The following is an 18,634-nucleotide window of genomic DNA, read 5'->3' as shown; positions in this document are numbered from 1 at the left end:
CGACCGATGCTTATACGGCGTGTCCTTTCAGAGTCGCTGAGGTACATTCCGTTACCAAAACATTTACATAAGTGCCGACTTGATAGTTCTCTTTGGGAAACACAATTACTTTATTCTGATCGTTTCTTCCCGAAAACTGCTCTGCCGATTTTTTGGAAGTGCCTTCAATAAGCACCCGATGTACTTTTCCGATGGCTCTCTGGTTTCTTTCCAATGACAAACGTCGCTGAACACTTATTATTTCGGTGAGCCGGCGCTGTTTTGTTTCTGGATCTATATCGTCTTTATATTTTTTTGCGGCCGGAGTTCCTGGCCTTTCCGAATACACGAACATATAGCCGAAGTCAAATTTCACATATTCCATAAGACTCAGCGAATCTTGGTGCTCGGCTTCGGTTTCGGAGCAGAAGCCAGCGATCATGTCATGAGAGATACCACAGTCCTCTCCAAGTATGGCCCTGATACGGTCAATTCGCTCCAGGTACCAGGCCCTGTCATAGGTGCGGTTCATCAGCTCCAATACCCTACTATTGCCACTTTGGGCAGGAAGATGGATGTAGTTGCAAATATTGTCGTATCGTTTGATGGTATACAGCACCTGGTCGGTGATATCTTTCGGATGAGAGGTGCTAAACCGTACCCGAAGGTCGGGGTGCACCAGGGCTACGCGCTCCAGCAACTGGGCAAAATTGACCGAGTTGTCTTTTTCTGAACCGTTCTCTGCAGTCCATTTATAGCTGTCGACGTTTTGGCCTAATAGGGTGACTTCCCGGTAGCCTTGGTCAAATAATTGACGGGCTTCGGCGACGATACTTTCAGGGTCTCTGCTGCGTTCTCTTCCTCTGGTATAGGGTACGACACAGAAGCTACACATATTGTCACACCCACGCATGATCGATATCATGGCCGTTATTCCGTTGGAATTCAGACGGATCGGGGAGATGTCGGCATAGGTTTCTTCTCTCGATAAAAACACGTTAACCGCCTTTTGGCCTGTCTCCGCCTCTTCCACTAGTCGGGGGAGATCGCGGTAAGCGTCTGGTCCGGTAACAATATCGACCATTTTTTCTTCTTCCAATAGCTTGGTTTTGAGTCGCTCGGCCATGCAGCCCAGCACCCCAATGAGCAGGCCTGGTTTCCGTCTTTTGATGGCATTGAGGTGTTGTAAACGAATACGAACTTTTTGTTCTGCATTGTCGCGAATGGCACAGGTATTCAGGAATATCAAGTCGGCATCATTGACGTCGGAAGTGGTGGCGAACCCCGCCTCTTTCATTACAGAGGCGACGATCTCACTATCAGAGAAGTTCATCTGGCATCCATAACTCTCAATAAACAATCTTTTTTTATTTGATATAGGCTCATTGGCAGTAATTCGGGCCGTTTCACAGGCCTCCTTATCCGATTCGCTCAGTATTTTTAATGTATCCGTGACGATTTGGGTCATTATTGTTGGTCTTAGTCTTAATGCTTTTGTCTGTTCGCTGGCGTCAGCCACCTGTCGGTGCTAGCAAGCAGTGCAAAACTACGAATAAAAGCTTAGAAACTGACAATCTGGCAGGACCTTAAACCCATAAAAGCGAGTCGGACGTGGGCTCGGCAGGAGGCTTAAAAGGGGTAGCCTACGCCCAAGTTGACATTCAAAAAATTCTGTTGGGTTCTATTGAAAAGTTTCCCCCAGTTGAGCTCGTCTAACACGAATCGTTGTACGGAAGGATCGTAAACTTTGATACCGAAGTCGAAGCGTAAAACGAAATAAGATAGGTCGTAACGTATCCCAAATCCAGTACCAACGGCTATCTGCTTAAGAAATGTGGATGGGTGGAGTCGCTGATCGGCATCGGCGTTCTGATTGAGACTCCACACATTTCCTGCGTCAACAAACAAGGCATAATTGATGTCGCCGAAGAAGTTGGTCAAGAATCCCCGGTATTCCAGGTTACCTTCTAGCAAAAACTCGCCTGGAGCCTCTATAGAAATGTTGGAGGTGGTAAGACGGGCCGGGGCGGAGCCAGGGCCGAGCCTTCTGGGCAGCCAGGCCCGGAGGCTGTTGGAGCCACCGGCAAAAAAATACTTTTCGTAGGGAGGGACCTTTCCGCTGCCGTAGCTGTAGATACCGCCGGTGTTTATTCTGGTAACGAATAAGGATTTCCCTCCTGTAGGCCAGTAACGCCTATAATCGAGGCTCGTTCGGAGGTATTTGTAAAATTGTAAATCGCCAAACACCCCTTGTATCCAATCTTGCTGTTTGGGGAATAAGTTGAGGGAAGTCCCACCCGACTCAAAGGCTAGGCGGAGATATCGGGCCTTTTTAGGAGGACCATTTAAGTTGTTGGTATTGTAGATAAAGTTAAAATTGAGATCGGATACAAAAGACTTTTGGAAGCTATTGATCAGATTGTTCCCTTCTAGCTGTAGTTCCGTTAATAGCTCCTCAAAATCCGACCGCAAGCGTTGGGTGTTCAGGATGTTCAGATCGAGCAAGGTGACGTTGAACAAGGTGGTTTGAGAGGGTTTCCACGAGTAGGTCATCGAGGACTTCACAATTGAACGGGTATATTCAGGCCTATTGACATAGTTATACCCGATGCCTATTTGTGTTCTGGGTGTGAATAGGCTCAGTTTATTTTGGATTCCCTGAGCTGGGAACAAGATTCTCGGGAAATTGAGAGAGGTGTTGACGCCTATCTCCTCACTTCGGTATATCTGCTTGCTGCCCAGAAAACCCGGTACGAGCTCAATGCCCCCTCTAATACTGGTTTCGAAATCTTCTAAGCCATTGAACACGTTCCTCACCTTATACGATAAGTTGGCAAAAGGGCCCGGAGCGCCTTGGAGTTGTATCACGTTAAGGCCCAAGTCGGTCGATATCTGATACTTTTCGAGGGGGATTGCTTTGAAATAACTATGCAAACCATGCCCAGTAGAGTCGAAATGATAGCTATAGTTGACAAATCGGAACTGGTCGGTTAAGGAGAGTTGTTGTTGGCTTTCCCGTTCATTTTGTTGGCTGTAAAGGGTGTTGGGCCTTACGAGTATTTTATTGTTCAGGATTTTGGGAGAGAAAAACTTGTCCGTAAATATGTACTCTATGCCATTTAAAGTCACGGTGACCTTTCGAAACAAGGAGTCGGGGAGGCCCGAAGGCGGAAGTACTTCGAAATGTACCGATTTAATGGTATAGGGTTGTATAGGAGCTTCTTGGCTGGGAAGTTCCACTTTTACCGTTACATCGACTTGTTTAAAAAGGCTATCGGTCTGAGGGTAACTTAAGGTATCGTTGACCAGGAAGGAAATATATTGACGTGAAAAGCCAAAGTATCCATTATTTCTCAATAAACTTTCGAGGCGTATCCGTTCCTGCTCAAAGGCGTCACCGTCGTATCTTTTTCCTGGCTTGAGCGCCGAGGCATTATGATGACGCCCCAATAGGCTATCTATTTTTTCGCTATTGACGTCGTAATGAATGTCGTGGAGTAGGGTGGGGCGGTTTTCCTCAACCTTGTAAACGGGCCTAACCCTAGTAAACAAAGTATCGGGCTCTATATGCACGGCAGCAGCGAAGAAGCCATTATTGTATAAGTACCTTTGCATTTTTTCGGCATTGGCAATGGCCTCTTCTTTCGAAAAATAAACGGGTTTCTCTCCAACCACCCGCATCCAAAAGTTTCCTTCCTCGAGTTTTAACTTAGCCCGTGCCATTTTTTTTTCGTATTTACGCGCGGTTTTTTCTAGCTGTCGCGCATTGTCCTGCTGTTTTTGAGATACTTTCTGGTACTTTTGGGTGATTTCTAACAGGCGTCGGTCTTGATCTTCCGAATTATAGAATAACTGGCCAAATTGGTACAGTCCTACATAAGGGAAAAATGGAAGGCCTAAGAATCGTCGGTTGGGTTTTTGAGGGATTAAGGATTCCAGCTCGCCTTTTTTTATGATTTGGTTTCCCTGGAAAATGGAATTGCCCAAAAAATAAGGGTCCGATTTCTGACTAGACTTTCGGGCGCAAGAACTTAACCCCAGGCCAATCAGGAGAAAAAATAAGTAGTAATTAAAATAATTCCGTGTGTTCAATGCTGTCTAAAAATCGTATTAAATATATAAACGCGCTTAAGAATAAGAAATTCAGACAGGCCTATGGGGCCTTTATCGTCGAAGGAGCCAAAAGTGTTATAGAACTCATTCAGTCTGATTTTACTATAGAATTCATATTGGCCACCGACGAGTTTCGGCAAAAATACACAACAATTTTATCAGAGCATACTCCTCCCCTCGAAACGGTAGGTCCTAAAGACCTCGAAGGGATAGGTTCTTTCCAGACCAACGACTCTTGCTTAGCCGTTGCTAAGGTGAAAAATAATGATTTACTTCTCAAAAGTCCGGGAGAATATATCTTGGCCTTAGACGATATTCGTGACCCTGGTAACCTGGGGGCTATCATTAGGGTAGCCGATTGGTATGGGATTCATAAAATAATATGCTCCAAGGATACTACAGATTGGTACAACCCCAAGGTGGTGGCGGCAAGTAAGGGGTCTTTTACCAGAGTTCTTCCATATTATACCGATTTATACCAGTATTTTGGCGAGTACGGTTCTGGGGAGTTTATAGGGGGAGCGTTCCTGGGGGGAAGTTCCTTGTATGAATTTGAGTTTCCTAAAGCCGGTGGCTTCGTAGTGATGGGCAATGAGTCCAATGGTATCGGAGAAATGGTGTCCAAGCATATCACCCACCAGATAACCATCCCACGAATGGGTGGAGCCGAGTCTCTTAATGTCGGTATAGCTACCGCCATTATAATCGATAATTTGCGACGAGGACAGCGTCTATAGGACTTTGTAGGTACTCAGAATCCAATCTGGGAAGTATAATGCTCCATTTTATTGGCCTTTCAGGCCTTAATTCCGTTCGCCATTTATTCAGGACAAAGCGGGATTAGGCCGCCCCATCTGAGGCTGCTTCCTCCATCAGTTGTTCGGCATATTCTTTGCCTAAGTAGGCGTCTATAAAATAATGAGCTACATACAGTAGTGGGGTCATCAGGATGGCTACCAGGCCCTTATATAGATAGTTGATGCTGCCTACGGAGAACACCAATCCCAAGTCCCAGTTTCCAAACACGTAAAAGGCAATTCCAATTACCACGAAACTATCGACTAGCTGAGAGAATAGGGTGGAGCCTGTGGCCCGAAGCCAGATAAAGCGGCTTCCGGTTCGTTTTCTTAACCAAGCAAAGACATATACATCTAAAAACTGGCCGAGTAAAAAGGCGGTAATAGAGCCAGCCATGATACCTAACCCTTGGTTGAAGATTTTGGCAAAAGCATCGTTGATATTAAAAGGATTCCCCTGGCCGTCGGTTCCGTTGAGATCGAGCCAGAACTGCGCAGGGGGAAGCATAGTAGCTATAAATATGGTAATGAAGGTGTAAACAATGAAGGCGGCGGTGAGGTAGGAAATACGTTTTACTCCCTTTTTTCCAAAATACTCATTGATGATATCGGAAGTAAGGAATACCACGGGCCAATTGACCACCCCCGCCGTCATATTAAAATCCATAAACTGACCCCCAATTGGGATCTGAGCGGGCGGCAGGCCCAGCAAGCTTTCTACGGAGAATATCTTGCCACCTACTATTTCAGCAATAAGGGCGTTGGTCAAGAAAATGCCACAAAGTACTAAAAATAGCCTTTGACGCTTTCTTTCGTTAAGACTTCGCCCTGCGGGCTGTAGGGGAGGGCTACCGATCACTGCTTACTTTTTATGCTATTACTTCTTCAATCATTTTAGTAGACAATACCCTTCTGCTCTCCAGAAAATACTGTAACTTATCCATGGCTTGGTTGAGCTCATCGATGGTGGGTAGGGTTACAATTCTGAAGTGGTCGTTGGATATATAGTTGAAGCCCGTGCCTGCTACTACCAATACTTTTTGTTCGCTGAGTAGGTCGTAAACGAATTTTTCATCGTTTTCAAGGCCAAACTTTTTCAAATCTATCTTCGGAAATACATACAATGCCCCCTTTGGCTTCACACAACTGATACCCGGAATAGAGGTAAGTCGGTCATAAATGAGGTTCATTTGCTTATAAAGTCGCCCGGTAGGTGCTACCAAGTTGCTGATGCTTTGAAACCCTCCCAGGGCCGTTTGTATCCCATATTGGGTAGGTACGTTGGCGCAAAGGCGCATACTAGCCAGTAGCAATATTCCTTCCATATACGACTTCGCCTTGTGCTTGGCTCCGCTCATGATCATCCATCCTCCACGGAAACCTGCGGAGCGATAGTTTTTGGAAAGCCCACCAAAGGAAACACAGAGCGTCTCGTGTACGAGGGTGCCCATGGGGTAGTGTACCGCTCCGTCGAAAAGTATTTTATCATAGATCTCATCCGAAAATATGATGAGCCCATGTTCTTCGGCGAGTTTAGCGATTTGTAGCAGAATATCTTTTTCGTAAACAGCCCCAGTGGGGTTATTGGGATTAATGAGGACAATACCCTTGGTGCGCGGGGTAATCTTACTTTCCATGTCGGCGATGTCGGGATTCCAGTCGGCCTGCTCATCACATACATAGTGGACAGGTTTGCCTCCACTGAGGGAGATGCTGGCCGTCCATAAGGGGTAGTCTGGAGAGGGGACCAGTATCTCGTCACCAGGGTTCAATAAAGCTTGCATGGATAGCAAAATAAGCTCACTTACTCCGTTGCCCACGAAAATATCCGAAATTTCTACGTCCGGAATCCCTATCGTTTGGGTATAGTGCATGATGGCTTTTCTTGCTGCAAAAAGGCCTCTCGAGTCGGAATATCCCTGAGCGTTGCGCAGGTTCATAATGATGTCGTGAACGATCTCATCGGGTGCATCGAAGCCAAAAGGTGCAGGGTTCCCTATGTTCAGGTTGTGGATTTTAAATCCCTGGTTTTCTAGCTCGAGGGCTTTTTCGTAGGTTGCCCCTCTAATTTCATAACGTAAATTATTGAGGCGTTGGCTTTTTTGGAAATTCATGGTACTAATGGCTTGATGCAAGTAACAAAGTTAATAATAATTAGCCTAAGTGATAGCTAGGACTAGGGATATCCACTTTTAATTAATACAATCGTTGATAAAAATTTAGTGACATAGCATGAACAAAGCCTTCTCAGCAGACTGAGAAGGCTTTGTTCATGACAATGATACTTACTTCTTAATGGTTAAACCGTAGCTGCCGAAACTTCCTTGGTCTACCGTGTAAGTGAGGTTTAATGTGATGCTGTTTTCACAAGCGTTGATTTCGCCGCTTCCTTCTACGGCTCCATTGGTATAGCTAAAGAATACGGGCGCAAATACCTGCTTACTGACGGATGCTTTGGTGGTCTGAGGGTCGATGGTCACCTTGATGACGGCATCGGGGTCCTCTACAAATCCAGTGATTACCAAAACATTTTCACCTTCGCGCTCAATGGTAACTGGGTAGGACGCTTCCCAGAAGTTGGGGTCGTCGATGGTGAATTCACCAACAAATTCGTCCAGATCCAAGGGGCAAACCACCGGATATTTTATTTTGAGGTTCGATCCGGGGAAGTTGGCGATATCGGCCGAAAACTGGTTGCCTACTTCGGCAAAAGCCGGAATTAGCTTTCCATCTACCGTGTTGATATTGGCTCCGACTTCAAAATAATCGCCCGGGACGATGTCGCTTACATTGATTCCGAAGGCACTGGCAATCTTTGCTGCATCCAAGTCGATGACGGTTGGGAAGCTAGTTAAATTGGACTCCAATACTTTTATCGTCTTGTAGTCCCCATTCATGGTAATGACTACATCGATAAATTTGGGGGCTACGTCCTCGGGAAATAAAAGATCTACAGAGAATTTTCCTTGAAATATTGCCGGATCTTGAATCAGGATATCCGAATTTTCTACCTGTGTGAGCAAAGGGATGGGCACACGGGATAAGTCGGGGAGGTTACCGCCTCCATCGTCGCTACAGGAGGTAGCTAATAGGGCTAAAATAAGCAATAGCGAATATATACTTTTTATCGTTTTCATATGGACAGATTTCGAATGGATGAATGAATATTAATTGTCCCAAAATACGTTGTAGGTCGATGGGGTTTTCTGCGCGGGTGCAGAGGGATTGACCAATAGCTCGTCGGTGGGCCATGGAAGCGACAAGGGATAGTCCCTAGAGCGCTGTACGGGCACGAGTGGTTGCGCACCGGGCGTTTCGAAATTTCCGTTGATAGGAGGCTGAACAAAACCACCAGGTGCCATAGTTGGATCGTTCGGATCGAATAAAATGGGGTAGCCTGTTCTCCGGTAGTCGGTGTATTGGTCCACACTGAAGCCGAAGCTGGAAATCCACTTCTGGGTCATAATCATTTCCAACTGTTTGGTAGGAGTAGCCTCACCAAATGCCATTTCAATGGCTTCTTGATAGCTGGTCGCTGGGGCGGTTCCCACTAGTTTAGGAGCCGTAGTTGCGGCTTTGCTCGATACATAGTCGACCAACTTAAAGGATTCTGCCACAGCATTATTGAAAACGGCTTCAACATCTCCGTTGGCTAGCCCGGCATTGATGAGTTCTGCCTCTATATAAAGTCGGTCGGCATAAGTGAGCAGTCTGAGGGGAGCTGCCCCAGTTCCCGAGGTGGCTCCTATTTTCTCGGCTCCTCCATCATCATATTTTCCTCCTGCCGGATATACGCCCACCAGGGTCATACTCTGGTCCTGGGACCAGTCGCGATTCCTGCCAACAGACCCGAAATAAATAGACAAAAAGCCCCCATCTCTGAATTCTGCGGTATTTTGTGAGGCTTCGGTAGGTTCTAGTTGTTGGTAGAAATAGAATGGAATTCGTGGATCTTCTATTCCTGAGAAAATAGCATTATAGCCCTTTAAGGTACTGTAAAACCAGGGGCTGATGTAATTGGACTTTTGGCCAGCTGGATAATCCGAATAAGCCGGGTTACGGTCTTCAGGAGAGATGCTGGTTCCATAGTTGAACATGAGGCCATCGGTAGTGGTGGCCATTAATTTTCCGGAACTTAGCAGGGCTTGAACTTCTGACGAAACATCGGTGGTGAGCCTAATTTGGTTATAAAGCTTAAGCTTGATGGTATTGGCGGCTTTTTCCCATTTCGCAGTGCTGCCAGCGTAGAACAGGTCGTTGCTAGAGGGGACCAGGGTATTGGCCGCCGAAGTGTTGTTCAGGTCGGCTATAGCCTCGTCCAGCATGGCCAATAAGGCAGGATATATATCCTCTCCCTTGTCGAATTTAGGGTATTTTATGCCTTCTTCGGCAAATTTGTTTGCCTCCGTAAAGGGTATATCTCCATAAATATCGACCATCAGACTAAGTGCGTAGGCCTTGATAATCTTTCCAATTCCGGCATATCTTAAGTTGCCTGCGGCTTCGGATTTCTGAATCAGGATTTCGGTATTCTGCAGACAGCCCACATAGTCGGGGGAGCCCTGGGATATTTGGGGACTGTACATCCCTTTCCAGGAACCATTGATATTGAACTCCGAACCAGTGGCGCCATACTGGTCGGGGGTCTCCCGAACCACGATCTGGTGCATGTATACGGATAATACCGTACTGATTCCACGCGCCCCACGGGCGTCGTTGGTATAGCCCAATACGGCCGCTAAGCCTCTTTCGGCACTAGGCAATAATTGGTGAACCGATATATCGGTGGGACTATTTGGGTCGGTATTTACATCTAAGAAGTCCTTGGTGCAACCCGATAAGACGGACAAGATGAATACGATATATATGATTGGATTTTTCATATTTTTTCTAGCTTGAAATGAAATTAAAACGATACACGAAGATTGACTCCGAAACGGCGGGTGGTGGGTGCTGCTGAGAGCTCGATTCCAGAAATATTGGTAGAGCCATAGCTAGCCGATTCGGGGTTGAAATTGGTGTGTTTAGGCATGTTGGGAGCCAAATACCAGAGGTTTCTACCACTCACGGATAAATTAGCACTACCGAAAGGGGTTTTAGTAAGGAACTTTTTCGGTATTTCGTAGCCCAGTGAAACTTCGCGTAAGGTCCATAATGTGGCATCGAAAACGTTCCATTCGGTGGCCGAATTGATGGCGAAGGTCTCTCCAAAATACAATCCGTTGGTACTGATGGCCGTCGTGTTTGGTACCTTTTGACCATCGACCAATAATGGGGTTCCGGTGTTAGCGTCGCCGTAGTACCCTGGTATTACCCAGCTAGTTTCCCGGTCTTCAGTGTCCTTGGTCACGCCACGGCCAAGCATGGAGGTGACGGTCACCGAGTACATGTCTCCGCCATGGGTGTAGTCGAGTAGGGCGTTGAGTGAAAAACCTTTGTAGCTGATTCCCGTTGAAAAGCCCATTTTATAGTCGGGGTTCGGATTGCCTACTACCCCCGGTTCCAAGGCGGGAATTAACTCTCCTGTGGTAGGGTTAATCAGCAAATTACCCTCTTCATCCCGGGCACTGCGTGTTCCGTACAGTGCGCCATATGGCTGGTTAACGATTCCTTTTTCTGGGTCGCGTATCGCCACGGGCCTAATATCGGTAAGTACGCCTGCTAGCTCAATGAGGGTTACCCCGTCCTGTAGCTCCTCGATTATACTTTTGTTTTTGGTGTAAATAAAGTGCACATTCCATTCAAAGTCGTCGGTCTGAACGGGGATCGCCTTCAGGTCCACCTCGACTCCTTTGTTGGAGATAACTCCGAAATTTTCATAAGTTTCGTCGAAACCCGTAGAACGGGGAAGGGTAATCGGGGCGATTTGGTTCTTCGAAATTCGCTTATACAGGGCCAAATCTAGGCCAATTCTCCGCTTTAAGATCCACATTTCAGCACCTATTTCTTGGTCGGTGGTGAATTCGGGCTTTAAATTGGGATTAGCGGCTGATGGATTAATGGAAGCACTACTTTCTCCCAGGAATGGGGTGTTAATAACATAGGTATTTTGAAGATAGTAAGGGTCCGCATCCCGCCCTACCTTAGACCAACTTGCCTTTAGCTTACCATAAAAGTTTTGCTCTGGGATATTGAGCATCTTGGTAACATTCACTGCCAAAGAGGCGCTGGGGTAAAAATAGCTTCTGTTCGATTTCGGCAAGGTCGATGACCAATCGTTACGGCCCGTCAGGGTCAGATAAGCTAGGTCGTCATATCCGACACTGACTTCCCCAAATATCCCCCAAAGCCGGCGCTGAAAATAATCAGAGGCATCGGCTACCTGAGTTTTGGTGTTTGTAAGGGTATAAATCCCCGGAGCTACGATCTGGTTACCAGTCGTGAGTTGATCCCTCCAATCGCGGCTGTTGACGTTATGTCCTAGAAAAGCTTTGACATCGAACTTTCCGATGGGAGCAGGATTGAAGTTCAAAAGGAAAATAGACTCTATTTCTTTATTGTTGAAGTTTTGTTCCTTGATCGTACCTAATCCTCCGGAGCCTCTAGAGCCCAAATCAACTACTTCCCTTCTAAAAAGGCTGTAATTATTAATACCGATTCGGTAGCTGGCGTTCAGCCAGGAGGTGATATCATAGGAAAGGTTAATGTTTCCGGTAGCTCTGTCGTTTTTAGTAGTTACCACATTATGCTTCCAGGCCCAAAGCGGATTGTCGTATTGGGCGTTGCTGGTCGATACAGGGTAGCCATTGGCATCTTCGAAGGGTAGGCCGGCAATATTCCAGTTTCTGCCCAGGAAGAGGTTTCTGGCAAAGGAGGAGGATGCTCCTTCTACCTGGTTTTCACCAAAAGTACTTCCCGCCTGGTTCGTATGCGAATAGCTGAAGTTCCCGCCTATGGTAAGGCCATTGTCCAGCTTGGTGTTTCCCCCTAAGCCTATGCTTCCTCTATCGAAGCTGGAATTGGGAACATACCCGCTGTGTTTTAGAAAAGACATGGTAGCGCTTACCGAGGATTTCTCGTTACCTCCCGTAACGTTTACCGAATTATCCCATACTTTTCCAGTCCTAAATAGGTCTTTTACATTATTAGGAACGGCTTCGTAAGCAATATTTCCACTAGCGGGAAAGGATCCTGGGAAGGCCGACAGGTAATCGGGCCATACCGGAATGCTATCTCTAGATGCAAAACTGGGCCCCCACGATCCATTGGCATTGGCATAGGTGAAGGAGGACCCTGGGCCATAGGTATTCTGGTAGTCGGGTAGGTTGGCGATGGTCTCCGTAGCAAAGGACCCCGAGTAGGTGACTTCCATCCCTTTTCGACCAGGGCTCGAACTCCCCGACTTGGTGGTAATGATGATAGCCCCATTGGAGGCTCTCGATCCATATAAAGCCGCTGCGGCAGCCCCTTTCAATATATTCATCGACGCAATGTCGTTGGGGTCTAAACTCGACAGCCCGTTGGAGTAGGCGCCCCCACCAGAGGTTTGGCTTGAGGTGGTAACCTGTCGGTTGTTATAGGGGATGCCGTCGACGATGATTAATGGTTCGTTTGAGCCAAAAAAGGAGGTGTTCCCCCGTATACTAATCTTGGTGGCCGCTCCGGGAGTACCCTGAGAGGTACGTATATCCACTCCAGCTACTTTTCCTTGCAGGGATTTTAAGGGGTCCACCTCGCTTTTGCGTACGAGCTCACTGCCGTCTACCTGAGCCACAGAGTAGCCCACGGCCCGCGCCTCTCGTTTAATCCCGAGCGCAGTTACCAAGACTTCTTGAAGCTGGTTGATATCGTTTTTTAAGGATACATTAATGACTGACTGATTTCCAATTTTTATTTCTTGGTTCAGAAAACCAATAAAACTGAAAACCAATGTTGCGTTTGGATCCGCTTCTAAGCGGTAGGAGCCATCGGCTTCGGTGATGGTTCCCTGGTTCGTGTTCCTGATGGCGATGCTTACCCCAGGTAAGGCGCTTCCGTCTTCATCGGTCACGGTACCCGTGATGGTCCGATTTTGACTATATCCGTAACTACAGGCCAGAAGAAAACAGGCCATGACTGAAAATAGAGTATTCTTCATAAGAACAAGTTATTAAGATGAGTGTACGGTTAAGTTACCAAAAAACTACTGGATAACAAAAAGATAAATAGTATTATTTGTCAGTTACTTATTTATTTTGTAGGGCTTCGGTTAGGGGTGGGGTTAGGACCTGGGTGTAGGGTACCGGGCAATGAAGCTAAATGGCCTATGGGAATGACTAAGAGTGAAATCTAATATATTTTTAATGTAGTCGAGTTATTCATACCTTTTACTAGAAAAAAATTGGTAATATTTACTTAATTATTTGATGATTATAATCTGAAAATGAATGGTTAGTTAAGTTGTTCTGAGGTTAAGGAAGGGTGGGTGACGATGAAACAAAAAAAGGCTGCCAATTCTGGCAGCCTTTTTTTGTTATTTTGGGGGATGTTTAGAATTTATCCCACCATAGCTTATTAGTGGCTAAGTCTCCGCCCATGGCCTGAGCTGCAACGGCATAGTTATCGCCGTTGAGGTTGGGCTCATTATGGGGGTAGATCAATCGAACTGGGAGTTTAAGGTCCAGTCCAGTTACCACCGGAGCTTTAATCTGTGGGTAGTCTAGCCTTCTCCAAGTTAGCCAAGAGTCCCAGCCTCTGTTAAAGTAAGCTAACCAAATCTGCATTCCAATTTTCTCCTTGTAGTTGGCACCTGCAGTTTCGTAGGCTACGCCGGGCTGAGCCAAATAGGCACTGGCATCTTCGGCGCTACCACCCCAATAGGTAATAGAAGCCGTTACCCCTTTTTCATAATGCATGGCGGCATCTCCGGTAATAAAGCCTCTTTCTACGGCTTCGGCTAACATAAACTCAACTTCAGCATAGTCCATAACGATACCTTCTAAAGTTGGGTCGATGATCTTGTCGCTGATATGAGAGAAAGCCGAATAGGTGTTGGTAAATCCATACTCGCCACCTTTATACTCGCCATTAACAGTAGTGAAGAATTCGGCTCTTCTAGGATCCGAAAGCTCGTTCATATAATCGATTAAAACCGAAGTAGGGATAAAATCTTGACGTGAAGTAAAAAGCGAGTTAAGATTAGCCGATACCGGGTTGTAATTTGGGGGGGACGAAATATACGGGAATGCAGCGTTATCCGCATTAGATGTAAACACATTGGGAGCGGCGGCAGCTACAAGGGATTTAGCTTTGGCTTCGTCGCTGTCGGCAATGACAAGGGCGAGTTTAAGCATCAAAGAATTCCCTAGCTTTTTCCATTGCGCTACGTTTCCACTGTAAAACAAATCTCCGTCACCAAAGCCACCCGCTGAGGCGTCAATATTGCTCAATGCGCCAGACAGACGGGTCAATAGATCGTCATAGATGGTTTTGGCGTCGTCGTATTTAGGCAAAGAGTTATCTGCATCCAAAGCCTCTGAGTAAGGTACATTACCAAAGGTATTGACCAATACCGACCAAGCCATTACTTCCATAATTTCAACTTGCGCAAGCTGATTTGTTTTTACTGCAGGCGTCAAAATAGCATCCTCACTGATGATTTTTTTCGCTTCGTTCAAGTCCGACAGCACATCTTTGTAAATCGATGACCACAGGTTTAGCGGAATCAGGCGGGCCGTCATATTATAACGAGGCTCGTCCAGATACGTCGTGGTGGTCCACTGCTGCATATACAGCCGGAAGTTGTTTTCGTTTACGTTGGGGGTAACGATGGCATCGGTAAACTCCTTTTGAGCACTAGAGAAAAGGGTTACCGCAGGCACGCTACTGGCCTTTTTTTCGTCGATATTATAATCGTCAAGGCTGTCCACACAGGCTGTCATCAGCATGGCGGGCAATATAAATACAAGTAATTTTTTCATGGTATATTTTAGAAACGGAATTTAACATTGAAACCATAGCTTCTTACGGCAGGGTAGGCACCACTTTGGTATCCACCAGCACCATTAGAAAGACCAGAACCAAGGCCATCCTCAGGATCGGAGTACTTCATGTTCTTGTGGAAGATAAACAAGTTACGTCCAATCAAAGAAACATCGATGGATTTGAATGCCTGAAGCTTGTTAACTACGGCTTGTGGAAGCGCATAAGTAAGGGCTAGTTCTCTTAGTTTTACATAGCTTCCATCATAAACGTAAAGGGCTCTAGGTGCTCCAGAAGAATATCCAAAAGCTGAATGGGTATTACCATCGTAGTTTTCGGCTCTCACTGTATTAGGAGTTCCATCGGCTTGTACCCCTGGCCATAATACACCACCACCATCGGCTACTAGGCTACGCTTGTCATTTCCTAGTTCGTTAAGGCCGGCAGTTTCAGGATATAATCCAGTTCCTTCTCCATACCACTGATCCAAAGAGAAGAGGTCACCGCCTTGACGGATGTCGATCAAGAAGCTTAGAGCTAAGTTTTTGTATTTCAAGTTATTTGAAATACCGCCGATCCAATCTGGATTAGGGTTACCGATGATCTCGTTTGCAGATGCGCTGGCTTGGTAAATACCGTTCGATTTCACGATTTTTTCACCAGTACCTTCATGGTATACAAAGTTGGTACCTTTCAATACACCGAAGGGCTCGCCTTCAGCCGCATTTAAACTTACCGAAGCTTGTAGAGAAGCAATTACTACGTTTTTAACTCTGTTCTCACCTTCACCATATAGGCTAATTACCTTGTTGCGGTTACGTGAGAAGTTAACATTCATGGTCCAAGAGAAATCTTCCGTCTTAATTGGTGTTACATACGCTGCAATCTCAATCCCTTTGTTTTCTACTTCACCAGAGTTTACGTATTTAAACCCATAACCAGTAGCAGTGGAAACAGAAACGGGTAGGATCTGATCCAACGTTCTCGATTTGTAATAGGTAAAGTTAAGACCTAGACGATCTTCTAGGAAAGCAGTTTCAAGACTGAATTCTAAGTTTTTGGTACGCTCAGACTTCAGATTGCTGTTATTTTTGGTATTAGGCAATGAGAAGTATGGGATGGATCCAATGGCAGTAGGTTTGTCATACACGTCGTATACACTACCCCAAGGAGCATCGTTTCCTACTTCAGCATAGTTAATGCTGAATTTACCAAGGGTAAGCCAGTTGTTACGTAATTGCGCTAATTCAGAGAAAACGAAGTTACCACCAATAGATGGGTAGAAATACGTATTGCTAGAAGTTGGCAAGGTAGTAGATTTGTCTTGGCGAGCGGTAAATTCTACGTTAGCCAAGCCTTTATATCCCAAAGATGCTTGTCCATAAATACCGTCTACAGCGATTCTCTTGTAGAATTCTGTTGGAGGCTCAACAGGACTTGCTGAGTTAGACAATGAAAAAAGGTTAGGTACTACAAGACCACCATTGGTGCTCGCCCTGATAGACACTTCCTTTGAACGACGCATGTTGGTACCCAAAAGACCGCTTAAGTTAAAGTTGCTAGCGAAGCTCTTGTGGAAATTCAAATAAAGGTCTAAGTTGGTTTCGTTAAAAGAACGGTTATAACGAGAGTATTCTGAAGGATCGGCACTGTTGGCGGCGATACGCTCTTCTTGCATGTCGTTGGTGCCGTTATAGGCGAAACGACCCGTGAAATCTACCCATGAAGCTAATTTGTAGTTCAACTGAGTATAACCAAAGACGTTATCTCTAGAATCGTTCGAGTAGTTCTTATAACGTGAATAGTACGGGTTTTCAGAGTAGATAGGTCCATTATCGGCGAATGCATCGGTGGGGCTAGCCCAGTTCCAAGTTACATTTTGTTCGTTACGGAAATAGGCTTCTTTTTGTTCAAGAATATCTACGTTAGTTTGGAACCATTGTCTGAACTGTTGGTTAGGGTTTTTACCTTGGTAACCCGTTCCGTACCGTCCCAACCCTGTGATTTGAGAGTAGTTAACATTGGCCGAAACCTTTAGCTTCTTCGTAAGATCGTAAGAAGCGGAGAAACTCAAAAGGTTTTTACCCAATTTACTGTTAGGCAACACTCCTTTTTCATCGTTACGAGTATAACCTAGTTTAAAGGTCGAATTCTCGGCTCCACCAGTGATGGTCACACTTTGGTTGGAGTTAACACCAGTTTCGTAAAACTTGTCTGGACCGTTTTGAGCAGCAGTCCAAGGGGTCATTTTTCCGAAATTAGGAGAGAATGGATCAATCGCATCCCATTGGTATACCATGCGGCTAGGGTCAAACTTGGCACCGAAAGAAGCATCAGCATCGAATAGAGCGATATCGCCAGTTCCCGAGCCTAGATCTCCCGTGTAAAAGGCCTTAGGTTGGGCAGCACCAGTAGAGGTGATTGCACCATCATAACCTGCTCCGTACTGATCTTGGTATTTTACAAAAGTGTTTTTGTTAATGGTACCCCAAGTTACACCAGTGTTGACCGTTACATCAAAACTGTTTTTTCTACCTTGTTTGGTAGTGATCATGATCACCCCGTTGGCGGCTCTAGATCCATAAAGCGCCGTTGCAGCAGCACCTTTCAAAACGTTTACCGAAGCGATGTTGTCAGGGTTGATATCCGAAGCGGCGTTACCGTAATCGGTTCCGGCCCGGCCTCTTTGCTGGTCAGACGTATTGTTATTGGCATTGGAAATAGGCACCCCGTCAATTACGTACAAGGCCTGGTTGTTACCAGTAATAGACTTATATCCACGGATAATCGTACTCGTAGAACCACCCATGGTGTTGCTGGCTTTAATGTCAAGTCCAGCCACTTTTCCTGAAAGGGCATTCATTACGTTACCTCCACGGGCTTGGGTCATTTGTTCGGCCGTAACTTGCTGAGCGGCATAAACCAGCTCATTTCTTTTCTTTTCTTGTCCCAAGGCCGTTACCACTACTTCTTGTAGTTGGCTTACGTCACTCTTTAAAGAAACATTGAGTACGGATTCTGAACCAATCTTCACTTCTTTAGATTCGAACCCGATAAAGCTAAAAATTAGGGCAGATCCCTGTGAGGCCATCACGGTATACTCTCCTTGTACATTCGTAGTAGTACCTCTAGTGGTACCTTTTACTGTAATATTTACTCCTGGCAAGATGGAGCCATCTTCAGCAGTAACCTTTCCGGTTACTGAACGGTCTTGGGCGAATACCTGCGCTCCTACAAGCAACAAGCACCCCAATAATGATAATAGAGTCTTCCTCATACTTTAGTTAAAATGTTAGGTTTGTTATGATAACATAATATTGCAAAATTAACTATTGTTTTGACCATTACAATTTGTTCTTTGAAAAATTTCCAAATAAACTATGTTTCCATAGGCGAAAATGGAAAATATTATATCAAATATTTGGGTTTTATTGCGATATTTTCAAAATGGCTTGGTTGATGAATTTGCCGTTTCTTTGGAAGGATGTTAATGTATTTTTAATATTTTCTGCCTTTTATTAATGGAATTGTAATAAACGCGGCCGTTCCTTTTCTCATTCCGTTCAATGACACTATTTCAAAATTAACCCTTTGATACTCATAGGTAGAGTGATTCATAAGGCGGATTTTTTTCTGATTCATTTAATAATTTTCCTTTTTTGGCTCAATTATAGCGCCTATACTTAATCCTCCTATTAAATCGATCCTGCTATTCCGTTTGGGGTGCCCCATTAGTGATTAAATCGTGTTGTTGAAAAAAATGGGCCAGCATGTCGATTTATTTTTGAAAGCCTAACTTTTTATTTTTTAGGAAATCGGAGTGTTTCCTTTATTTTAGTAAATAT

Annotated in this window: 10 protein-coding genes; 1 reads left to right on the top strand and 9 read right to left on the bottom strand. The window is 45.4% G+C overall.

The window, feature by feature from the left end; genetic code table 11:
- Positions 1-10 precede the first annotated feature (10 nt).
- Both miaB and tamL read right to left on the bottom strand, forming a co-directional pair.
- Positions 11-1,447 (bottom strand): tRNA (N6-isopentenyl adenosine(37)-C2)-methylthiotransferase MiaB, encoded by a 1,437-nt coding sequence (gene miaB, locus CLV98_RS04480; protein WP_109673123.1) that lies wholly within the window; start codon positions 1,445-1,447, stop codon positions 11-13.
- A 161-nt stretch (positions 1,448-1,608) separates the two neighbouring features.
- Entirely contained in the window at positions 1,609-4,071 is a 2,463-nt protein-coding gene (gene tamL / locus CLV98_RS04475) for a translocation and assembly module lipoprotein TamL (RefSeq protein ID WP_109673122.1), read from the bottom strand.
- On the opposite strand from tamL, the gene CLV98_RS04470 reads away from it, so the two are divergent.
- Positions 4,071-4,829, top strand: coding sequence for a TrmH family RNA methyltransferase (locus tag CLV98_RS04470; protein WP_109673121.1), 759 nt, complete (start codon positions 4,071-4,073; stop codon positions 4,827-4,829). The two genes, tamL and CLV98_RS04470, sit on opposite strands and share 1 nt — an antisense overlap.
- A 103-nt stretch (positions 4,830-4,932) precedes the next feature.
- On the opposite strand, the gene CLV98_RS04465 is transcribed toward CLV98_RS04470, so the two are convergent.
- The 7 genes from CLV98_RS04465 to CLV98_RS04435 form a co-directional block, all read right to left on the bottom strand.
- Positions 4,933-5,745 (bottom strand): queuosine precursor transporter, encoded by an 813-nt coding sequence (locus CLV98_RS04465; RefSeq protein ID WP_109673543.1) that lies wholly within the window; start codon positions 5,743-5,745, stop codon positions 4,933-4,935.
- Between the two features lie 13 nt (positions 5,746-5,758).
- Complete coding sequence (locus CLV98_RS04460) at positions 5,759-7,003, bottom strand: pyridoxal phosphate-dependent aminotransferase (RefSeq protein ID WP_109673120.1); 1,245 nt, start codon at positions 7,001-7,003, stop codon at positions 5,759-5,761.
- Positions 7,004-7,174: 171 nt separating this feature from the next.
- Entirely contained in the window at positions 7,175-8,026 is an 852-nt protein-coding gene (locus CLV98_RS04455) for a hypothetical protein (RefSeq protein ID WP_109673119.1), read from the bottom strand.
- 30 nt (positions 8,027-8,056) lie between these two features.
- Entirely contained in the window at positions 8,057-9,772 is a 1,716-nt protein-coding gene (locus CLV98_RS04450) for a SusD/RagB family nutrient-binding outer membrane lipoprotein (protein ID WP_109673118.1), read from the bottom strand.
- Between the two features lie 23 nt (positions 9,773-9,795).
- The gene (locus tag CLV98_RS04445; protein ID WP_109673117.1) at positions 9,796-12,966 is read right to left on the bottom strand and encodes a SusC/RagA family TonB-linked outer membrane protein; all 3,171 of its coding nucleotides are present in this window, start codon (positions 12,964-12,966) and stop codon (positions 9,796-9,798) included.
- Positions 12,967-13,357: 391 nt separating this feature from the next.
- The gene (locus CLV98_RS04440; RefSeq protein ID WP_109673116.1) at positions 13,358-14,788 is read right to left on the bottom strand and encodes a SusD/RagB family nutrient-binding outer membrane lipoprotein; all 1,431 of its coding nucleotides are present in this window, start codon (positions 14,786-14,788) and stop codon (positions 13,358-13,360) included.
- Positions 14,789-14,796: 8 nt separating this feature from the next.
- Positions 14,797-18,066: a SusC/RagA family TonB-linked outer membrane protein gene (locus CLV98_RS04435; protein WP_109673115.1), complete on the bottom strand. Its 3,270-nt coding sequence runs from the start codon at positions 18,064-18,066 to the stop codon at positions 14,797-14,799.
- Between the last annotated feature and the right edge of the window lie 568 nt (positions 18,067-18,634).

It is taken from the genome of Dyadobacter jejuensis, from assembly GCF_003149085.1.
GTDB lineage: Bacteria > Bacteroidota > Bacteroidia > Cytophagales > Spirosomataceae > Dyadobacter > Dyadobacter jejuensis.
Note: the sequence above shows the minus strand (reverse complement) of the source record. Positions and strands in the feature narration are given on the sequence as shown.

Bases quoted from the DNA above. Each gene is read 5' to 3' on its own strand.
- CLV98_RS04440 (WP_109673116.1), bottom strand. From the start codon at position 14,788: ATGAAAAAATTACTTGTATTTATATTGCCCGCCATGCTGATGACAGCC.
- CLV98_RS04460 (WP_109673120.1), bottom strand. From the start codon at position 7,003: ATGAATTTCCAAAAAAGCCAACGCCTCAATAATTTACGTTATGAAATT.
- CLV98_RS04455 (WP_109673119.1), bottom strand. From the start codon at position 8,026: ATGAAAACGATAAAAAGTATATATTCGCTATTGCTTATTTTAGCCCTA.
- CLV98_RS04445 (WP_109673117.1), bottom strand. From the start codon at position 12,966: ATGAAGAATACTCTATTTTCAGTCATGGCCTGTTTTCTTCTGGCCTGT.
- CLV98_RS04450 (WP_109673118.1), bottom strand. From the start codon at position 9,772: ATGAAAAATCCAATCATATATATCGTATTCATCTTGTCCGTCTTATCG.
- CLV98_RS04470 (WP_109673121.1), top strand. From the start codon at position 4,071: ATGCTGTCTAAAAATCGTATTAAATATATAAACGCGCTTAAGAATAAG.
- CLV98_RS04435 (WP_109673115.1), bottom strand. From the start codon at position 18,066: ATGAGGAAGACTCTATTATCATTATTGGGGTGCTTGTTGCTTGTAGGA.
- miaB (WP_109673123.1), bottom strand. From the start codon at position 1,447: ATGACCCAAATCGTCACGGATACATTAAAAATACTGAGCGAATCGGAT.